This window comes from Novosphingobium sp., assembly GCF_965214355.1.
GTDB lineage: Bacteria > Pseudomonadota > Alphaproteobacteria > Sphingomonadales > Sphingomonadaceae > Novosphingobium.
Window position 1 is genome coordinate 2085409 of record NZ_CBDCBI010000002.1, and the last position, 18341, is coordinate 2103749.

Here is an 18341-nt window from a genome sequence, read left to right on the forward strand (position 1 = left end):
TGGCACCTGCGCGCCAGATATAGGGGCGCGATGTGACAGCGCAACCACAGCGAGCACGATCTGTCATTGTCCCGTGTCGGGTGGGAATTAGATATAAAGATATCTTTATATTATCCTTCGATGGCGCTAAGGCGCGATCAACAGGGCCACCATTGTGGCCTCTCGTTGTTCATTTTGCCCCGGAGTTCTCACCGTGACCCAGCCTGATTACGTCATCGCCGATATTGCCCTGGCCGATTTCGGCCGCGCGGAAATCGCCATTGCCGAAACCGAAATGCCCGGCCTGATGGCCTTGCGCCGCGAATTCGGCGCAGCGCAGCCGCTCAAGGGTGCGCGCATCACCGGATCGTTGCACATGACGATCCAGACCGCCGTGCTGATCGAAACGCTGACCGCGCTGGGCGCCGATGTCCGCTGGGCGACGTGCAACATTTTCTCGACGCAGGACCATGCCGCCGCAGCGATTGCGGCCGCGGGCATTCCGGTGTTTGCGATCAAGGGCGAGACCCTGGCCGAATACTGGGACTATGTCGGCCGTATTTTCGACTGGGACCAGGGCAATGGGGAAACCACGAACCTGATCCTCGACGATGGTGGCGACGCGACGATGTTTGCGCTGTGGGGCGCGCGCCTCGAAGCGGGCGAAACGATGGGCGAGCCTGCCAATGCCGAGGAAATCGAATTCCAGCGCGCCTTGAAAGCCTTCATCAAGGCCAAGCCTGGCTACCTGACCGCGAGCGTCAGGGCGATCAAGGGCGTTTCGGAAGAAACCACGACCGGCGTCCACCGCCTTTACCACATCGCGAAAGAGGGCAAGCTGCCGTTCCCCGCGATCAATGTAAACGATTCGGTGACCAAGTCGAAGTTCGATAACCTGTATGGTTGCAAGGAATCGCTGGTCGACGCAATCCGCCGCGCGACCGACGTGATGCTGGCCGGCAAAGTTGCCTGCGTTGCCGGTTTTGGCGATGTCGGCAAAGGCTCGGCAGCATCGTTGCGCAACGGTGGCGCGCGCGTGATGGTGACCGAAATCGATCCGATCTGCGCGCTGCAGGCCGCGATGGAAGGCTATGAAGTCGTCACGATGGAAGACGCGGTGTCGCGTGCCGATATCTTCGTGACCGCGACCGGCAACGAAGACGTGATCACCGCCGACCACATGAAAGCGATGAAGCCTATGGCGATCGTGTGCAACATCGGGCATTTCGACAGCGAAATCCAGATCGCCGCCATGTCGAACTACAAATGGACCGAAGTGAAGCCCGGCACCGATCTGGTCGAATTTCCCGACGGCAAGCAGATCATCGTTCTGGCCAAGGGCCGCCTGGTCAACCTGGGCTGCGCCACCGGCCACCCCAGCTTCGTGATGTCGGCCAGCTTTACCAACCAGACGCTGGCGCAGATCGAGCTGTTCACCAAGGCCGACAGCTATGACAACAACGTCCACGTGCTGCCCAAGCATCTCGACGAAAAGGTCGCGGCGCTGCATCTGGAAAAGCTGGGCGTCAAGCTGACCACGCTGACGCCGCAGCAGGCGTCGTACATCGGCGTTTCTGCGGCCGGCCCGTTCAAGGCCGATCACTACCGCTATTGATTTGGGGGTGGGCTATCCGTCGACCCACTCGTCGTCCCGGGCTTGACCCGGGACCGCGCTTCCTTTTCGGCGCAGCGATCACGCGCGACCCGAAGATAGCACAATCCCGGGTCAAGCCCGGGATGACGCGTACGTGAGGGAGGGGCGGGCGCACCGTACCCGGAAAAAACAAAGGCGGCAGGAGGGTGACCTCCGCCGCCTTTGTCGTTTTCAATCGCGCAAAAATCAGTGGTGCTGCGGAACCTGGTGGTTCTGCGCGGCAACATTGGCCTTGTGCTTGTAATACGCGCGACCGGCGACACAGCCGCCGACAGCGCCGAGCACGGCGTGATGCCCGGCATAGTGGCCGGCAACGCCGCCGACCATGGCGCCGCGGATGCAGCCCTTGGCTTCGGCCTGGACCGGCGCCACGATCGTGGCCAGCGCGGCGGCAAATGCGAACGGAACAAATTTGACCATACCAACTACCCCTCTAACAGCGGACCGGGGTCCGACTGCGAATGAAGTAGCGATGCCGCGCGAGTGCGACAAGGGGGCACCCTAGTAATTGACGTTGACGGTCACCGTGTCGCTATAGCTGTCGGGTGTGACATTGGCGCTGGACAGTGTGGCATAGGCGGTGATCGTCTGCGTGGCGGCGGTGCCGGTGCCCGCCACGCCATTGCCCACGCTGCTCGCGGTGGCGGTGTTCCCCCACACCGGGCCGGTCGTGCTGACCGAGCGCAATTGGTACGCGGGGTGATCGGGGTTTCCGCCCGTGCCGGTCAACACGCCCGCGCCGGTGGTGCTGTTGTTCGACGGCGACAGGCCCAGGTAATAGGGCGTGGCCAGCGTGCAGTTGACCATGATCGTGGTGTTGCCCGATACCGACGATGCAGTGGCCAGCACCGCCCCCAGGCTGAGCGCAGTGCCGGCGATGACCGTGCAATTGCTCGGGACCATGGCGCTGGCGGTCAGGCTGGTGCTGGCGCCGGTAAACACCAGTACCAGAATGTTGTTGTAGGTCTGGTTGCACGTGCCCCCTTCGACGACGCCCAGGATCGTGCCGGAAAACGTCGCGTTGTATGTGCCCGATGCGGGCGCCTGGCCGCCGGGGATCGTGCCGTAGAACGGAATGCTGCCGGTTACGGTCGATCCGCCGAGCGATGCGGGCATCGTCACCGCGCCAGTGATCATGGTGGACGTGGTCCACGCCGTGGTGCGCGCCGAGTTGGTATAAAGGTTGAAATTCATCGAATAGGCGCCGCTGGTCATTTTCGGCGCGGCGGTCGTACCCGATCCGGGCGTGCCCAGCAGGCCGCACAGCGTGAAATTGTCACCGCCGATATCGCTGGAATTGCAGCTGTACGCTATCGATCCGGTACCGGTGCTCGACGTGCCGAACGCGATCGTCGCGCTGGTGACGCTGCATGTCACGCTGGCGTGCGCATTGCCCGGCAGCGCCAGGCACGCGATCGCCAGCGACAGCGCGAACAGCGCGACGAGCATCCGCGCCATCACACGCCGCCCTGGCACACGACCGTGCCCAGCCGCGTGATATCGCCGCGCGGGATCGTCGCGGGCAGCGTGAAATGGCAGGGCCGATCGGCCGTTTGCGCGGTGATCCGCGCGCCGGGCGGCGGATCTTCGATGTACAACTGCCCGTCGAACCCGATCGTCAGCGCGGGGCCGCCCGCCACGATCGCCGGTGTGCCGGTGGCGACCGCTTCGCCCGACGGCCGCACGACGGTCATGGTCATGCCTGAAAACTGCCGGATCGCAAAGTGCACCGCAACGCCCGCATTGGCCGCGGGCACGGCGTCGCGATCGATAGTTTCGACCTGGTACCCGTCGGGCAGGTTGGTCGGGTCGATACCCAGCGGATTGTGCTGATACGCGTTGAGATCGGCGACAAGCAGGCGGCCGTTGCCATCGGTCGTGCCGATCAGGCGGTTCTGAAACGTGACCGGGACATGCGCCAGGCCCTCGGTCGAGACCACGGCAAAGCTGTTGTTGATTCGGCGCCCGGCAAACACGGCGCCATCCATCAGCGCGATCGATCCGCTGTAGGCAAAATAGCCCTCGGTCTGACCGGCCCTGTGGACCGCGCCGAGCCGGGCATCGCCGGCAGAGCCCAGCCATTCGACCTCTGCTGCCCCACCTTTGCCGGTATCGTCCCACAGCGCGCCGGCTCTCCACCCGAACCCGCCGGCCAGATCGGGCGGCCGTTGCACGGTGGCATCGACCGCCGCGCCGCCTTGCGCCGCGCTGGCATCCACACTGACATGCGTCCGCGCGCCCGGCGTAAAGCTGAACGTCAGGAACGCATTGCGATCGCCCCGGCGCGAAAAATTCCGGTTGGCAGCGATATACAGCGACAGCCGCTGGCCGAGCGAGCGCGACCAGAACAGCCCGCCATAGCTGGCACTGGCCTGGCCCGCGATCTGCAGCCGTACCAGATTTGCACCGATGTTGCCGAACCTGGGGCTGGACCATCCGGCCTGAAACAGGTCGGCCGCGCGCGGTACGGCATTGCCGGGCGTCTGGCCCTGCCCCTGCCTATCGCCCTTCGCCAGCGTATCGCCCTGGACCGAAGCCAGATCGGCAAACGGCCCGAACGTGCGCTGGACCGAGGCGGCAACATGGAACCGATGCGCGGTCAGCGTATAACCGATCGCCAGCATCCTGCCCGATCCCGCACCGGTCCAGCTTTGGGCATAAGACGCCGCAACGACGCCGGCCTGGCCCAGCACCAGGACACCGCCGACACCCACGTTGGCAACGCCGGCATGCGCAAAGCCGCCGCTGGCCTCGCCATGCGCGGAAATCGTCATGCGGTCGGTCAGCCCGCGGCGCCAGCTGGCACTGGCCGCCGGCGTCTGCCAGTAACTGAACGACGACAGACCATAATTGCGCCGGATGAAACCCCCTTCAAGCGACCAGTCGTCGAGCCCCTGGCGCAGCACCAGCGGCGTTTCGTAGACCGGCATCGTGATCGCCGAAATCTGCCCCAGACTGTTGGTCAGCACCAGTTGCGCCGATCCAGCGCCATCGATGCGCGTGGGGCCGATGCCGATCTGGTAGGGGCCGGGCGGCACGCTGCCCGAAAAGCGGCGCATGCCGTCGACATAGACATCGGCGGTGGAGGGGAGCGTCGCCGATCCGTAGAACGCCGGGATCGGCACGGTGATGAAATAGGGTTGCAGCCCGAAATCGGTGCCGATCTGCAGCCCGCCGAGCCGGGTCGGCCGCGACCACGCGACCGACGATGTCACCGTGTCGCCGATGCGCAGACTCAGGCGCCGGCCGGGCATCGACACCGTCAGCGTCGTATCGAACCGCATGGCTTCGACCGTATGGGGCTGGTCCGCGCGATTGCTGACCGCGTCGATGCCTTGCGTGCTTTCGAAGTTTATCGTGCCGGCAAAGGCGCGAAAATCGATCAGCCCGCGCAGCGCGACGCCATAGCGGTCGAAACTCGTCTGCGTGTCGTAGTTCAGCAGGGCGCCGAGCGTCTTTTGCACCGGTGGGTTTGTCACTTCGCCGAAATTGAGCCGTGTCAGCGGGGCGTCGAGCTCGGTCACCGGCACAGTCAGGTCGAGCGATTGCTCGCCGGCATGATAGGCGACCAGCGCGCCAGGGACGCTGTCGAGCGGCACCAGGTCTGACCCGCCCGGCGGCGGCACCACGCCAATCGTGCGCAGCGTGCCGCGCGCGATCCAAAGCCGGCCAAGACTTTCGCGCAGTTCGACGATCCCGCGATCCTGCCCGTTCAGCGTAACGGTCAGCGCCAGCACCGCGACATCGGCCGTAACCGGCGCGGGCGACGCAGTAACCGGCAACGCTTCGGGCCGATCGGCATCGCTGTCGGCACGCGCAGGGTGCGCCGCCAGACACAGCGATGCCTCAGCGATCAACGGTGCCCAGCACCAGCGGTTGCGTGACGTGACTGCCATTGACTGCCAGTTCGAGAGTGATGGCGCCTGCCAGCGTGTCGGGCACGACCGGGAAGGTAAACGTGCGCGTCTGCCCGGGCAGGACATAGCCGAGCAGGCCCGGTGTCAGTTCGATCTGGACGCCAGTGGTGGTCACCAGGCGCACGCCGGCGAGTTGCGCATGCATCGCGCCCTGGTTGGAGACGATCAGCGCCACGCCCTTGTCCTGGCGGACCAGGTGCCAGCCGAGTTCGGGACGGATCCTGGCGCAGCCGCGCGCGGTGACGAACACCGGCAGCGAATAATGCAGCACATAGTGAAGCCCCGCGCCGGGCGCGGTGCCAGCGGGCGTGATCGGCGGCACTTCGTCGACCGACAGGCGATAGGCGTCTTCGCAGGTTTTGGGATTGGCCGCGACCAGACGCACGAGTTGCCGGCCATTGGTTTCGATCGCGGCCATCGGCGGGCTGGCGAGCAGGCCGTCGGTCGGGCTCAGCACATCGGATCGGCCATCCTGCGCCCATTGGTAGACGCGGATCTGCGATTGCAATGGCGTATCGCCCAGGTTCGACAGGAACAACGAGCCCGAACGCCCGGTGATCGTCACCGAAACGGGATCGACCTGCAATCCCGATGCAAGCGCCGGGCTTGCGGTCAGCCCGGATGCCAGCGCGATCGCAAGTCCGGCAAGGTCCCCGCGGTAGCGCATTCAGTAGTTCACGTTGACCGTGACGGTGTCGGAATAGCTGTCTGGCGTGTAGTTCATCGCAGGGACGGTGACATAGACGTTCAGCGATTGCGCAGCGCCCGTCCCGGTGCCCGCAACGCCATTGCCGACCGTGGTCGATGTTGCGGTGTTGCCCCAGACCGTGCCGCTGGGCCCGGCGGTGGAGGACAATTTATACGTGATCGTATCGGTGTTGCCGCTGATCGTTCCCGACAGGACGCCCGAACCGCCGGTGGCCGCGTTCGATGGGGCCAGGCCGATGTAATAAGGCGTGGTCTTGGTGCAGGTGACACTGATCGTGCTCGATCCGGTGGCGTTGGTCGTCGTCGCGGGCAAAGTGCCCAGCGCGATGTTCGACCCCGCCCCGGCAGTCACCGAACACACTTTCTGGACGGTCAGCGTGACCTGGAACGTCGCCGAGACCGTGGTGGCGGCCGCAGGCAGCGGTACGCAGCACAATCCAAGCGCAATTGCCGCCACGAAGCGGAAGCGGGTGGGCAGGACCATTGTTTCAACTCCAGTGAATTGCGATGTCGTTGCGTTGCGCGTCTGCCTTCGTTAAGGCCAAAATGCTGCCAAATTCGCGCAAAGCCCCCCTCGAAAACTACGTATCCCGATGGTCGTAAGTGGCGGAGCGCCCCGTTGTTTTGCGGGCTTTCACCAGGTGACGCGCGCGCCAGCGCAGCGCGGCAGTATCACGGTCGCGATTTACCAGATTTGTTCGTCATGCGCGGGGATGGCCGTTGTAATTCGGCAGAACCACCCCTAGCCACGGTGTGATGTTGTTGAACCAGGCCGCATGGACCCTGATCGGGCTGATACTGGCCGCGTGGACCGTTGCGGCGGCCTGGGCGGTGCTGTCGGCGCGGGCACGGCAACGCAAGGCCGAGGCCAGCGCGCGCCTGGCGCGGCGGCTGGCGCGGATGATCGACGACGCGCCGGCGCTGCCCATGGTGGTGCGCGCCGACGGGCGCATCGAAGGACCCGCGCGGCTGGCGGGGTGGTTCGGGTTCGATGCAATGCCGGGATACCTGTCGGAACTCGATGCCGGCGCGGATGGCACCGCGCCGCAGCGGCCGACAGGCCTCGACGAATATCAGCTGTCGCAATTGAGCGACGCCGTGCGACGCACGCAGAAGACCGCCGCGCCGTTCAGCCTGACGCTGGCGCTGGCTGGCACGGGCAAGGCGCTGGCGGTGCGCGGGCATCTGGCCGATCCGCAGATTTCGCCGGGCGGCGCCGCGCTCGTGTGGTTTTTCGATTTTACCCGCAGCGAAGAGGAGTTGCGCAGCCTGCGCGCCGAAACCGCCGCGGCGCGGGCCGATTTTGCCGGCTTGTCGGGCCTGATCGAGGCGGCACCACTGCCGATGTGGTTTCGCGGGCCCGATCTGGCGCTGCGGCTGGTCAATACTGCCTATGTGCGCGCGGTGGGCGGACGCAATGGCGGGGAGGTCGTGGCGGCGGGGACCGAACTGGTCGAGCCGGTCGATGGCACGACGCCTGCCGGTGTTGCCCGCATGGCGCTGGGCCGGGGGATGCCGATCGAACGCATGGTTTCGGCCACGATCGCCGGGCAACGCCGCGCGATGCGTGTGATCGACCTGCCGCTGGGCGATGACGGGGTTGCAGGCTATGCCGTCGATATCGAGGAAATGGAGGAGCTGACGCGGCAGTTCCGCCGGTTCCGGGGCGCGCAGCGGCAGATGCTCGACATCATGTCGGCCGCGATCGCGCAGTTCGACGAGCGGCGCAACCTGGTGTTCGTCAACCAGCCGTTTCTGCGGCTGTTCGGCATTCCCCAGTCGTTCGTCGTCGATACCCCGCCGTTCGATCGCGTGCTCGACCGGATGCGCGATGGCGGGCGCCTGCCCGAAGTGCGCGACTTTCCCGAATGGCGGCGCGAGCGGCAGGGCTGGTTCCTCAGCCGCGAGGCCAAGGACGAACCGTGGCACTTGTCCGACGGCACGCATTTGCGCGTGGTGGCGCAGCCGATGCCCGATGGCGGGCTGCTGATGATTTTCGAGGATCGCACCGAACAGCTGCAACTATCCGCGACGCGCGACACGCTGTTGCGCACGCGCACCGCGACATTCGACAATCTGTTCGAATCGCTGGCGGTGTTCGGCCCCGACAGCAAGTTGCAGCTGTGGAACCGCAGGTTTGCGGCCGACTGGGGCCTCGACGAGGACCTGCTGGCGACGCACCCGCGCGCCGATATCGTGCTGACGCAGATCGCAGCCAAATTGCGGCGGCCCGCGCAGATCGCAACGATTGCCCAGGTGATCGAGGCAGCCACGCTGGAACGCCGGCAGCAGACCGGGCGATTGGCGCTGGCCGACGGACGCTACCTGGCGTTTGCCGGCGTGCCGCTGCCCGATGGCAACGGCTTGCTGACTGTGCTGGATATTACCGACTCGCAGAAAGCCGAAACGATGCTGCGCGAGCGCAATGCCGCGCTGGTCGAGGCGAGCGCGGTGAAGACGCGGTTCATCGCCAACATGAGTTATGAATTCCGCACGCCGCTGACCTCGATCCGGGGCTTTGCCGAGATGCTGTCGGGCGGGCTGGCGGGCGATCTGCCCGAACAGGCGCGCGACTATGTCGATGCCATCCTGGTGTCGGTCGAGCGGCTGGGCGAACAGATCGAAACCGTGCTCGACCTGTCGCAGGGCGAGGCGGGGACTTTGCCCGTTGCGCGCGAGCCGGTGGCGATCTTTGGTTTGCTGACCGAGTTGGTGCAGGAGCGTGCCGACCGGATCGATGAGGCCGGGCTGACGGTCGATCTGCGCGGCAAGGCTTCGGTGGGTGCTGTTACCGGCGACGCGCGCCGCCTGCGCCGGGTGTTTGCGCATCTGCTCGACAATGCCATTGCCGCCACCCCGGCGGGCGGTAAAATCCTGATCGATTGCACGCGCCTGCCCAATCGCAAGGTGCAGGTCGTGGTGTCGGACAACGGGTGCGGCATGGAACCGGCGCATCTGGCGCGCGCGCTGGAAGGTCTGGCGATGGCGCCCGATGCACGCGGTGGGGGCAGCGGTGTCGGGCGGCGTACGGGTCTTGGGCTGCCGCTGGTGCGGCAACTGGTCGAGGCGCATGGCGGCACGATCGAACTGACGTCGGAGCCGGGTCAGGGAACCGCAGCGCACGTGATTCTGCCGTGATCGTCGACCTGCCCGATCTTGCCGCGACGCAGGCGCTCGCCGGGATCATCGCAGGGGCGCTTGTGCCGGGCGATGTGGTGGCGTTGCAGGGCGATCTGGGCGCGGGCAAGACGACGCTGGCGCGTGCGGTCATCGCCGCGCTCGGCCATCGCGGCGAAGTGCCGTCGCCGACATTCCAGATCATCGAGGTCTATGATCCTCCCGCTGTGCGCCTGCCCGTGGTGCATGCCGATTTCTATCGCCTGACGCATCCCGCAGAAGCCGGGGAGATCGGCCTTGACGATTATCGCGAGGGCGCGGCGCTGCTGGCCGAATGGCCCGATCACGCGGGCGGGTTTGGCCACGAACCCGCGTGCCTGACCATCCGCATCGAAATCATCGGAAATGTGCGGCGGGCCATTGTCGAGCCGGGGGCGGATTGGCTAAGGCGCGGGCTATGGCAATGAACATTCCCGACGGTGCCGCCGCGTTTCTGGCCAGCAAGGGCTGGGCCGGTGCCACTATCGATCCGTTGCCGGGCGATGCCTCGTTCCGGCGGTATTTTCGCGTGCACAAGGCCGATGGCCAAGGTTCCGGCAAGGCCGCAATGCTGATGCACGCGCCGCCTCCGCGCGAAGATCCCGAACCGTTTCTGCGCGCCGCACGCTGGCTCGACGACAATGCCTTGCGTCCGCCCCATATCCTGGGCGAGGATGTCGCCAGCGGGTTTGTCCTGCTGGAAGATTTCGGCGATGTGCGGATGCGCGAATATGTCGACGAATGGCCCGATGACGAGGCCGAAGTCTACCGCGTGGCAATCAGTGCGCTGGTCCAGATCCACCGCCTGCCGGCAGGGCCGTTCAACGATTACACGCTGAGCGAATACTTGCGCGAAACGCGCCTGTTTCTCGACTGGTACTGCCCTGCGCGCGGCCTTTATGTCGACGGGCGCACCTGGACGTCGGCATGGGAGGCAGTGCTCGCCCCGCTGATCCCGCGCCAGCGGCCGGGCGTGACGGTGCTGCGCGATTATCATGCCGAAAACATCATGCTGCTGGGCGGAGTCAATCGCCAGGGCCTGCTCGATTTTCAGGACGCATTGACCGGCCATCCGGCGTATGACCTGGTCTCGCTGCTGCAGGATGCGCGGCGCGACGTATCGCCCGAACTGGAAACCGCAATGTTTGATTATTATTGCGACCGGGTCGGCAGCAGCGGAATCGGGAAATTCGACAAGGCCCAGTTTGCCGCCGATTACGCGCGGCTCGGCGCGCAGCGCAACATCAAGATCGTCGGCATTTTCGTGCGATTGTGGAAGCGCGACGGAAAGCCGCGCTATCTCGACATGATCCCGCGCGTCTGGGCCGCGCTCGAGCGCGATCTGGCGCATCCGGCGCTGGGGCCGGTGGCGGCATGGTTCAATCAGCATATTCCGGCCGAACTGCGCGATCCGGCAGGTGTTCTTGGCGGGAAATTTGCCCAATGACCCGATCCGCGGCGGCGCTTGCCAGCGATGTCGCCCTGCTGCTGTCGGCGGGCATGGGCAAGCGCATGCGGCCGCTGACCGCGACCCGGCCCAAGCCGCTGGTGCGCGTCGCGGGCAAGGCGCTGATCGACTACAGCCTCGACAAGTTGACCGAGGCGGGGGTGACGCGCGCGGTCGTCAATGTGCATTTCATGGCCGATCAGTTGCAGGCGCATCTGGCCGGCCGACAGACGCCGGCGATCGCGATCTCGGACGAAACCGATGCGTTGCTCGAAACCGGCGGTGGCATGGTCCGCGCCACGCCCCTGATCGCCGCAGACCCGTTTTTCTGCCTCAACACCGATGTCATCTGGCTCGACGGACCGACCAACGCGTTCGCCGCGCTGAGCCAGGCGTGGGACCCTGCGAAAATGGACGCGCTGTTGCTGCTCGTCGGCCACAAGCAGGCCCACAACTATACCGGCATGGGCGATTTTCATCTGGATTCGGCCGGCAAGATCTCGCGGCGCAAGCCTGGCCGCGTGGCGCCGTTCATCTATACCGGCATCCAGATCGTGTCGCAGCGGCTGTTGCGCGAGGCACCCGATGGCGCGTTTTCAACCGGCGTCTTGTGGGACCGCGCGATCGACGAAGGCCGGCTTTATGGCCTGTCGCATACCGGCGAATGGTACGAAGTCGGCACGCCGGCGATGATCGCCCCGACCGAAGCCGCGCTGACCGGGCATTGATTTTGGAATACGCGAGCAACGCAAAACCTTTAACGCTCGCTCATCCTGAGCTAGTCGAAGGACGCGCGATACGCCTACCCCGGCCGCTACGTTGTCTTCGCCAGGCTCGAAGGTTGCGCGCGTCCTTCGACGGGCTCCGGATGAGCGGGATTGAGAGTGACGGGCACAAAAATCGCCAAAGTGGTGGTCCCGTCGAAATCCAACGCAATACCTGATGCCCGAACCCCGCACCCCCTCGATCTATTCCATCGCTGCGCATCGCGGGTTTGCCGATGCGCTCGTCGCCGGATTGATCCCGCGCTATCGCGAGGATAATTTCGGGCTCGCGCGCCTGACGCTGATGCTTCCCAGCCGCCGCACGGTGCTCACGGTGACCGAGGCGTTCGTCCGTGCCAGCGGCGGTGCGCTGATCCTGCCGCGCATGGTCGTTGTCGGCGATCTCGATCTCGACGAAACACTGGGCGCGGGCCTCGATCCGATCGGTGGTCCCGATATTGCCCCGGCGGTCGATCCGGTCGTGCGCCAGTTGATCCTGTCGCGGCTGTTGCGCGACGAAATGTCCGCGCAATCCGGCAACAGCGTACCGGGCGAGGCCGCGCTGCTGCGCCTCGCGCGCGGCGTAGGCGAAACGATCGACCGGTTGCTGATCGAGGATATCACACCCGAGCGCCTGCTCGATCCGGCGGTCATCGGCCTGGTCGGCGATCTGGCCGAACATTGGCAAAACGCGACGCTGGTGTTCGCGCGCCTGCTGGCGCGCTGGCAGGCAGAGCTTGCCGAGCGCGGCATGTGCGACGCGCCGGCGCGGCGCAATCATCTGTTGCGCGCGCTGGCCGCACGCTGGCGCGCCGCACCACCGCCGCATCCGGTGGTCGCGGCCGGTGTGACATCTGCGGCGCCTGCAGTGGCGGCCCTGTTGCGCGTAATTTCCGAGCTGCCCGGCGGCGCCGTGATCCTTCCCGATCTCGACCTGTCGCTGCATGACGACGTGTGGCAAGCGCTCGGCCATGCCGGTGCGCCCGCCGAAGACGGGCAGATTTTCGGCGCACAAGTTTTCGGCAGGGGCGACATCGTCACCCACCCGCAATACCATCTCAAACTGCTGCTCAACCGCATGGGCGTGGCGCGCGGCGAAGTGCAGCCGTGGCACCGCGCGGGCCTTGCCGCAGCACGCCCGGCACGCAGTCGCGCGATTTCCAACCTGTTCCTGCCGCCCGTCGCCAGCACCGCTTGGGCAACATTGCCAGCGCCCGACCGGTCCTTGAGCGGCGTACGCGTGATGGAATGCGCCAATCCGGCCGAAGAGGCGCTGGCCATCGCGATCCTCGTGCGCCGCGCACTCGAAGTCCCGGAACGCCGCGTTGCAGTGATTACCCCCGATCGCGGACTGGCCGAACGCGTGATCGGCGAACTGCAACGCTGGTCCATTGGCGCCGATGACAGCGCGGGTCGGGCGTTGCCGCAGACCGCCGCCGGGCGCGTGCTGTTGCTGCTGGCCGAAACCTGGGCCGAGCGTGCCGCGCCGGTGCCGCTGATCGCGCTGCTGGGCGCGCCGCTGGTGGCGGCGGGCGAGGGGCGGGCGAACTGGCTGGACCAGGTGCGCCGCCTCGATCTGGCGCTGCGCGGGCCACGCCCGGCGCCGGGCGTGACCGGATTGCGCGATCACCTCTCGGCCGCTCGGCGCCCCGATCCGCGCCTGATCGCATGGTGGGACGATGTCGCGCTGCTGCTCGCGCCAATGCTGGCCAGCGACGAACCCGTGCCGCTGGCGTACGCACTGGCCACGCTGGTCGAAACAGCCGAGGCGCTGTGCGGCGAGGGCTTGTGGGCGCAGGCCGACGGGCGCGCGCTCGCGACATTCGTCGAGGACTGGAGCGCGGCGGCGGGCGATCCGGCCCTGGCCGAAACGCTGGTCGATCCGGCCGAATTGCCTGCGTTGCTGCGCGATGCGCTCGACCAGGTGGCGGTGCGGCCGCCTTATGGCGGCCATTCGCGCCTGGCGATCTACGGCTTGCTCGAGGCGCGGATGAGCCGCGCCGACCTGGTGATCTGCGGTGGTCTGGTCGAAGGCACCTGGCCCGCCGCGCCCGCGACCGATCCGATGCTGGCGCCCGCCGTGTTGCGCGCGCTTGGCATTCCCGGCGCCGATTTCCGCATCGGCCTGGCCGCGCACGATTTCGCCGCCGCGCTTGGCGCGCCCGAAGTCGTGCTGAGCCATGCCTTGCGCGATGTGTCCGGGCCGGCCGTGCCTTCGCGGTTTCTGCTGCGCATTCGTGCGATGACCGATCACGCAGAGATTGAAACCGACGCGTTGTTGTGGGCGCGCGGGATCGACCGATCCGATCCCGTACCCTTTCACCCGCGTCCGCAGCCGATGCCGAGCGCGCAGCAGCGCCGCGTCGATATCGCCGCGACCGCGCTCGACCGCCTGCGCGGCGATCCCTATCAGTTTTACGCCAGCGCGATCCTGCGCCTGGCGTCGCTCGATGCGCTCGATGCCGATCCCAGCCCGGCCTGGCGCGGCACTGCCGTCCACGCGATCCTGGAGGCATGGCACAAGGCCGGGGCGCCACCGGGCGAGCTGGTACCGCTGGCCGAACGCGCCCTGGGCGAAATGAATGCGCATCCGCTGATGCGCGCGCTGTGGGCGCCGCGCCTGCTGGATGCGCTGTTGTGGATCGAGGAAGAGCAGGACCGCCTGCTGGGCGAGGGCCGCGAAGTGGCCGCGTTCGAGCGCTGGGGCGCCATCGAAATCCGCGGTGTAAAAATCAAGGGCCGTGCCGACCGCATCGATCGCCTGCCCGACGGCACACTGGCGATCGTCGATTACAAGACCGGCGGCCCGCCCAAGGCGCGCATGGTGCAGGAGGGGTTTGCGCTGCAACTCGGCCTGATCGGAATGATCGCGGCCGAAGGCGGCATCGCTGACCTGGCCGGGCTGCCCAACCGGTTCGAATACTGGTCGCTGGCGCGCCGCCGCGACGGCTCGGGCTTCGGCTGGGCCGAAGAACCGATCCTGGAAGGGCGCAAGCGCAGCGGCGTGCTGCGCGAGGATTTCCTGCCCGAGACGCGCCGTTATCTGCACGATGCGCTCGACAAATGGATACTGGGCAGTGAACCGTTCACCGCGCGGCTCAATCCCGATCTGCCGGGCTATACCGATTATGACCACGTGATGCGGCTCGACGAATGGCAGGGGCGCGACACATGAGCGGCGCAAGATCGCTTGGCGAGGAAGTGCGCCGGTTGCAGGGCAGCCAGATGGCCGCCGTCGCGCCCCATCGCACGGTCTGGCTGTCGGCGTCGGCGGGTACGGGCAAGACCCAGGTGCTGACCTCACGCGTGCTGCGGCTCCTGCTCGAGCCCGGCGTTTCGCCTGACCAGATCCTGTGCCTGACGTTTACCAAGGCCGGCGCGGCGGAAATGTCGACGCGTATCGGCGAAACGCTGGCCGACTGGGTGCGCATGGCCGAAACCGTGCTCGCCACGCACCTGCAGGCGATCGGCGCGCCGTTCGATCCCGCGACGCTGGCTCGCGCGCGCAGCCTGTTTGCCGCAGTGCTCGATTGCCCGGGCGGCGGGTTGCGGATCGAAACGCTGCACGCATTTGCGCAATGGTTGCTGTCGGCGTTTCCCGAAGAAGCCGGCCTGCGCCCCGGATCGCGCGCGATCGAGGATCGCGACCGCGATCTGCTTGTGCGCGACGTGCTCGTCGATCTGCTCGTGCGCGCCGAGGAACACGGCGACAGCGCGTTTATCGAGGCACTTGGCGCGCTCAGCTTGCGGATGGACGAAGCCGCGCTGACCCGGTTTCTGCTGCGTTGCGCCGGCGCCAGGGAGATGTGGATCGGCCCGGGCGCGTGGCAATCGCCGCTGCGACCGCGTATCAACCAGGTGCTCGGCCTGCCTGCCGATGCCGATCGGAACCTGCTGATCGCCTGTTTCGCCGACGATGCGTTGCCGATGCGCGATCTCGGTCATTGCGTGGAAACCTTGCGGCAGTGGAACACCAAATCGGCCATCACGATGATCGACACGATCACGCAATGGGTGGCCGCTTCGCCGGACATCCGCGCCGAAACCTGGCCGGCGATCACCAAGGCGCTGTTCACGCTCGAAGGCGAAGTGCGGCACCGCAAAAATCTCGACAAGATTGATCCGCACTATATCGACCACGCGCAGTCGGTGGGCGAAGCACTGGAGGAAACGCGCGAGATTTCCAGCGCGCTGGCTTTGGGTGATTTGCTCGAACCGGCGCTGGGCATCGGGCGCCGGTTTGCGCTGGCGTGGGACGAGGCCAAATCGCGCGAAGGGTTCATCGATTTCGACGACCAGATCCGCGCGGCCGCCGCGCTGCTGACCGAGCGCGCGCCGGCGGACTGGATCCGGTTCAAGCTCGATCGCCAGTTCGATCATGTGCTGGTGGACGAGGCGCAGGACACCAACCCCGCGCAATGGCGCATCGTGCTCAAGGGCCTGACCGGCGATTTTTTTACCGGCGAGGGCAAGCCGCGCGCGGCCGATACCCCGCGCACGCTGTTCGTAGTCGGCGATTACAAACAGGCGATCTTCCGGTTTCAGGGTACCGGTCCCGAACATTTCCAGGCCGCCAAGACCGAGGTCAAGGCGCAACTCGATGCGCTGGCCGATGCGGCCAACGATCCCGATCTGGGCCTGCTCGATCTGGGGCTGGGGCGCTCGTTCCGCAGCGCGCAGCCGGTGCTGGATTTTGTCGATGACGCGATCGCTGCGATCGGTCCGGCACGGTTTGGCCTGCCCGGTCCGCCAGATCCGCATGTCGGCCATGGCATTCCTGGCATGGTCGCGTTGTGGCAACCGGTCGGCCAGGACATTGCGGGCGACGATGATCTGTCCGAGGCGGCCGATACGGATACCGGCGGCGATGATGCCGTGCTGTCGGGCACCGAGCGCGAGCTCGCCAGCCGGATCGCGCGGCAGGTCAAGGACTGGCTGGACGACGGTTTTGCACTGAGCAAAGGCGGCACGCGGCGCGCGGCGCCCGGCGATATCATGGTGCTGGTGCGCAAACGCGGCGCGCTGGCCGCGCTGATCGTCGCGCGGCTCCACGCCGAGCGCGTGCCGGTCGCGGGTGTCGACCGATTGCGCCTGGGCGCGCCGCTGGCGGTGCGGGATCTGGTTGCGGCGATGCGCTTTGCGGTGCAGCCGGGTGATGATCTCAATCTGGCAGGGCTGCTGGTGTCGCCGCTGATCGGGTGGAGCCAGGACGATCTGCTGGCGCACGGCTATCGCCCGGCGGGCACCCGGCTGTGGGATCATCTGCGCGCGCAGGAAAACCCCGAGACCAACGCGAGCATGGCGAAATTGCGTGATCTTCTGGCGCGCGCCGATTTCACCTCGCCAGCGGCGCTGCTGACCTGGATCCTGGTCGGCCCGTGGCAGGGACGCAAAGTTCTGACTGCGCGGCTTGGCGAAGACGCCGGTGATCCGATCGACGAATTGCTCAACGCGGCGATGGCCTTTGCCGCCAGCCATGTGCCCAGCCTGGCGGGGTTCCTGCACTGGTTTGCCGCTGGCGACGGCGATGTGAAACGCGAAGCCGGCGGGCAGGGCGGCCTCGTGCGCGTGATGACGGTGCATGGCTCAAAAGGTTTGCAGGCGCCGATCGTGATCCTGGCCGATGCGACCGCCAATCCCGACAATGCGCGCAGTGCGCCGGTCGATCTGGACGATGGCGACACGCGGACCGTACCCCTGCCGCCGTTGCGCAAGGACGAAAAATCCTCAGCGATCCGCCTGGCCGAAACCGCGGCGAAAGAGGCCGACCGCGCCGAACACTGGCGCCTGTTGTACGTCGCGATGACCAGAGCCGAAGAGGCGCTGTTCGTGACCGGCGCGCTCGGGCCGGCCGACAAGGGCGTGGTGCCGATCGAAAGCTGGTTCGGCGCGCTGGCACCGGTGATGAACGATGCGGCGCCGCTGCCCGACCTGATCTGGGGGCGGCGCTGGCAACGCGGCGCGCTGGCCGCGCTGCCCCCGCGCGATCCGGGTACGCGCGCGGCCGAACCGGTCGCACTCCCCGAGACCCTGCGCAAACCGATCGGCCCCGAACCGCGCCCGTTGCGCCCGCTGGCGCCAAGCGCGTTGGGCGAAGACGCCGCGCCATCGGCCCCGACCCGGGCCGGGCCCGGCGCGCGCCAGGCCGCGCGGCGCGGCACATTGCTGCACCGCCTGCTCGAACGCCTGCCCGATGTCGAGCCGATCATACGCGAACCGGCGGCGCTGGCGTGGCTGGCACGGATGGCGGCGGACATGCCCGAGCCCGAGCGCGCCGCGATGGCGCGATCGGCGCTGGCGGTGATCGCCGAGCCGCAGTGGCAGGCGGTGTTCGGCCCCGGATCACTGGCCGAAGTGCCGATCGCCGCGCTGGTTGGTGCGCGCATGGTCAATGGCACGATCGATCGCCTGTTGATCACGCCCGACGCAATCCGCATCGTCGATTTCAAGACCGATCGCCGCCCGCCCGATGGCCTGGGCGCGATACCGACGGCCTATCTGCGGCAGATGGCGGCCTATGTCGCCGCGCTGAAGGTCATTTACCCCGGCCGTGCTGTCAGCGCTGCGCTGTTGTATACCGCTACACCGCAGCTTTTCGCCGTGCCCAACGATCTGCTCGCTGCGCAAAAGCTGGGCCTCGGCGCCGACGAGGAAACCTTTTCCCCCTGAAGCGCGTTGCACCCGTTGCAAGCGCCGCGCGGCACCCTAGATTACGC

General features: G+C 66.7%; 12 protein-coding genes. 7 read left to right on the top strand and 5 right to left on the bottom strand.

Annotation, left to right across the window (positions count from 1 at the left end; all coding sequences use genetic code 11):
- The first annotated feature begins 193 nt into the window (after window positions 1-193).
- Window positions 194-1594, top strand: coding sequence for an adenosylhomocysteinase (ahcY, locus tag ACOOE2_RS09900; RefSeq protein WP_420382847.1), 1401 nt, complete (start codon window positions 194-196; stop codon window positions 1592-1594).
- Between the two features lie 225 nt (window positions 1595-1819).
- Here ahcY and ACOOE2_RS09905 read toward each other — a convergent pair whose 3' ends face one another.
- From ACOOE2_RS09905 to ACOOE2_RS09925, 5 genes are all read right to left on the bottom strand, one after another.
- Window positions 1820-2053, bottom strand: a complete 234-nt coding sequence (locus ACOOE2_RS09905; protein WP_420382848.1) for a hypothetical protein — start codon at window positions 2051-2053, stop codon at window positions 1820-1822.
- A gap of 81 nt (window positions 2054-2134) precedes the next feature.
- Complete coding sequence (locus ACOOE2_RS09910; RefSeq protein ID WP_420382849.1) at window positions 2135-3091, bottom strand: spore coat protein U domain-containing protein; 957 nt, start codon at window positions 3089-3091, stop codon at window positions 2135-2137.
- A complete protein-coding gene (locus ACOOE2_RS09915) occupies window positions 3091-5529 on the bottom strand; it encodes a fimbria/pilus outer membrane usher protein (protein ID WP_420382850.1) in 2439 nt (812 codons plus the stop codon). Before ACOOE2_RS09915 ends, ACOOE2_RS09910 begins: the two co-directional genes overlap by 1 nt.
- Window positions 5480-6217 (bottom strand): molecular chaperone, encoded by a 738-nt coding sequence (locus ACOOE2_RS09920; protein ID WP_420382851.1) that lies wholly within the window; start codon window positions 6215-6217, stop codon window positions 5480-5482. The genes ACOOE2_RS09915 and ACOOE2_RS09920 overlap by 50 nt, the downstream gene beginning before the upstream one ends.
- The gene (locus ACOOE2_RS09925; RefSeq protein WP_420382852.1) at window positions 6218-6742 is read right to left on the bottom strand and encodes a spore coat U domain-containing protein; all 525 of its coding nucleotides are present in this window, start codon (window positions 6740-6742) and stop codon (window positions 6218-6220) included.
- A gap of 272 nt (window positions 6743-7014) precedes the next feature.
- Here ACOOE2_RS09925 and ACOOE2_RS09930 point away from each other — a divergent pair, with 272 nt between their 5' ends.
- The 6 genes from ACOOE2_RS09930 to addA all read left to right on the top strand — a co-directional run bounded on the left by ACOOE2_RS09930 (window position 7015) and on the right by addA (window position 18294).
- The gene (locus tag ACOOE2_RS09930; RefSeq protein WP_420382853.1) at window positions 7015-9396 is read left to right on the top strand and encodes a PAS-domain containing protein; all 2382 of its coding nucleotides are present in this window, start codon (window positions 7015-7017) and stop codon (window positions 9394-9396) included.
- The gene (gene tsaE, locus ACOOE2_RS09935; RefSeq protein WP_420382854.1) at window positions 9393-9842 is read left to right on the top strand and encodes a tRNA (adenosine(37)-N6)-threonylcarbamoyltransferase complex ATPase subunit type 1 TsaE; all 450 of its coding nucleotides are present in this window, start codon (window positions 9393-9395) and stop codon (window positions 9840-9842) included. Before ACOOE2_RS09930 ends, tsaE begins: the two co-directional genes overlap by 4 nt.
- Complete coding sequence (locus ACOOE2_RS09940) at window positions 9833-10861, top strand: aminoglycoside phosphotransferase family protein (protein WP_420382855.1); 1029 nt, start codon at window positions 9833-9835, stop codon at window positions 10859-10861. Before tsaE ends, ACOOE2_RS09940 begins: the two co-directional genes overlap by 10 nt.
- Window positions 10858-11589 (top strand): nucleotidyltransferase family protein, encoded by a 732-nt coding sequence (locus ACOOE2_RS09945; protein ID WP_420382856.1) that lies wholly within the window; start codon window positions 10858-10860, stop codon window positions 11587-11589. Before ACOOE2_RS09940 ends, ACOOE2_RS09945 begins: the two co-directional genes overlap by 4 nt.
- Window positions 11590-11803: 214 nt before the next feature.
- Window positions 11804-14800: a double-strand break repair protein AddB gene (gene addB / locus ACOOE2_RS09950; RefSeq protein WP_420382857.1), complete on the top strand. Its 2997-nt coding sequence runs from the start codon at window positions 11804-11806 to the stop codon at window positions 14798-14800.
- Entirely contained in the window at window positions 14797-18294 is a 3498-nt protein-coding gene (gene addA / locus ACOOE2_RS09955) for a double-strand break repair helicase AddA (RefSeq protein ID WP_420382858.1), read from the top strand. The genes addB and addA overlap by 4 nt, the downstream gene beginning before the upstream one ends.
- Window positions 18295-18341: the final 47 nt, after the last annotated feature.

Coding starts and splice junctions, on each gene's coding strand:
- ACOOE2_RS09925 (WP_420382852.1), bottom strand. CDS start 6,742: ATGGTCCTGCCCACCCGCTTCCGCTTCGTGGCGGCAATTGCGCTTGGA.
- ACOOE2_RS09905 (WP_420382848.1), bottom strand. CDS start 2,053: ATGGTCAAATTTGTTCCGTTCGCATTTGCCGCCGCGCTGGCCACGATC.
- addB (WP_420382857.1), top strand. CDS start 11,804: ATGCCCGAACCCCGCACCCCCTCGATCTATTCCATCGCTGCGCATCGC.
- ACOOE2_RS09920 (WP_420382851.1), bottom strand. CDS start 6,217: ATGCGCTACCGCGGGGACCTTGCCGGACTTGCGATCGCGCTGGCATCC.
- ACOOE2_RS09930 (WP_420382853.1), top strand. CDS start 7,015: ATGTTGTTGAACCAGGCCGCATGGACCCTGATCGGGCTGATACTGGCC.
- ACOOE2_RS09940 (WP_420382855.1), top strand. CDS start 9,833: ATGGCAATGAACATTCCCGACGGTGCCGCCGCGTTTCTGGCCAGCAAG.
- ACOOE2_RS09910 (WP_420382849.1), bottom strand. CDS start 3,091: ATGGCGCGGATGCTCGTCGCGCTGTTCGCGCTGTCGCTGGCGATCGCG.
- ACOOE2_RS09915 (WP_420382850.1), bottom strand. CDS start 5,529: ATGGCAGTCACGTCACGCAACCGCTGGTGCTGGGCACCGTTGATCGCT.
- addA (WP_420382858.1), top strand. CDS start 14,797: ATGAGCGGCGCAAGATCGCTTGGCGAGGAAGTGCGCCGGTTGCAGGGC.
- ACOOE2_RS09945 (WP_420382856.1), top strand. CDS start 10,858: ATGACCCGATCCGCGGCGGCGCTTGCCAGCGATGTCGCCCTGCTGCTG.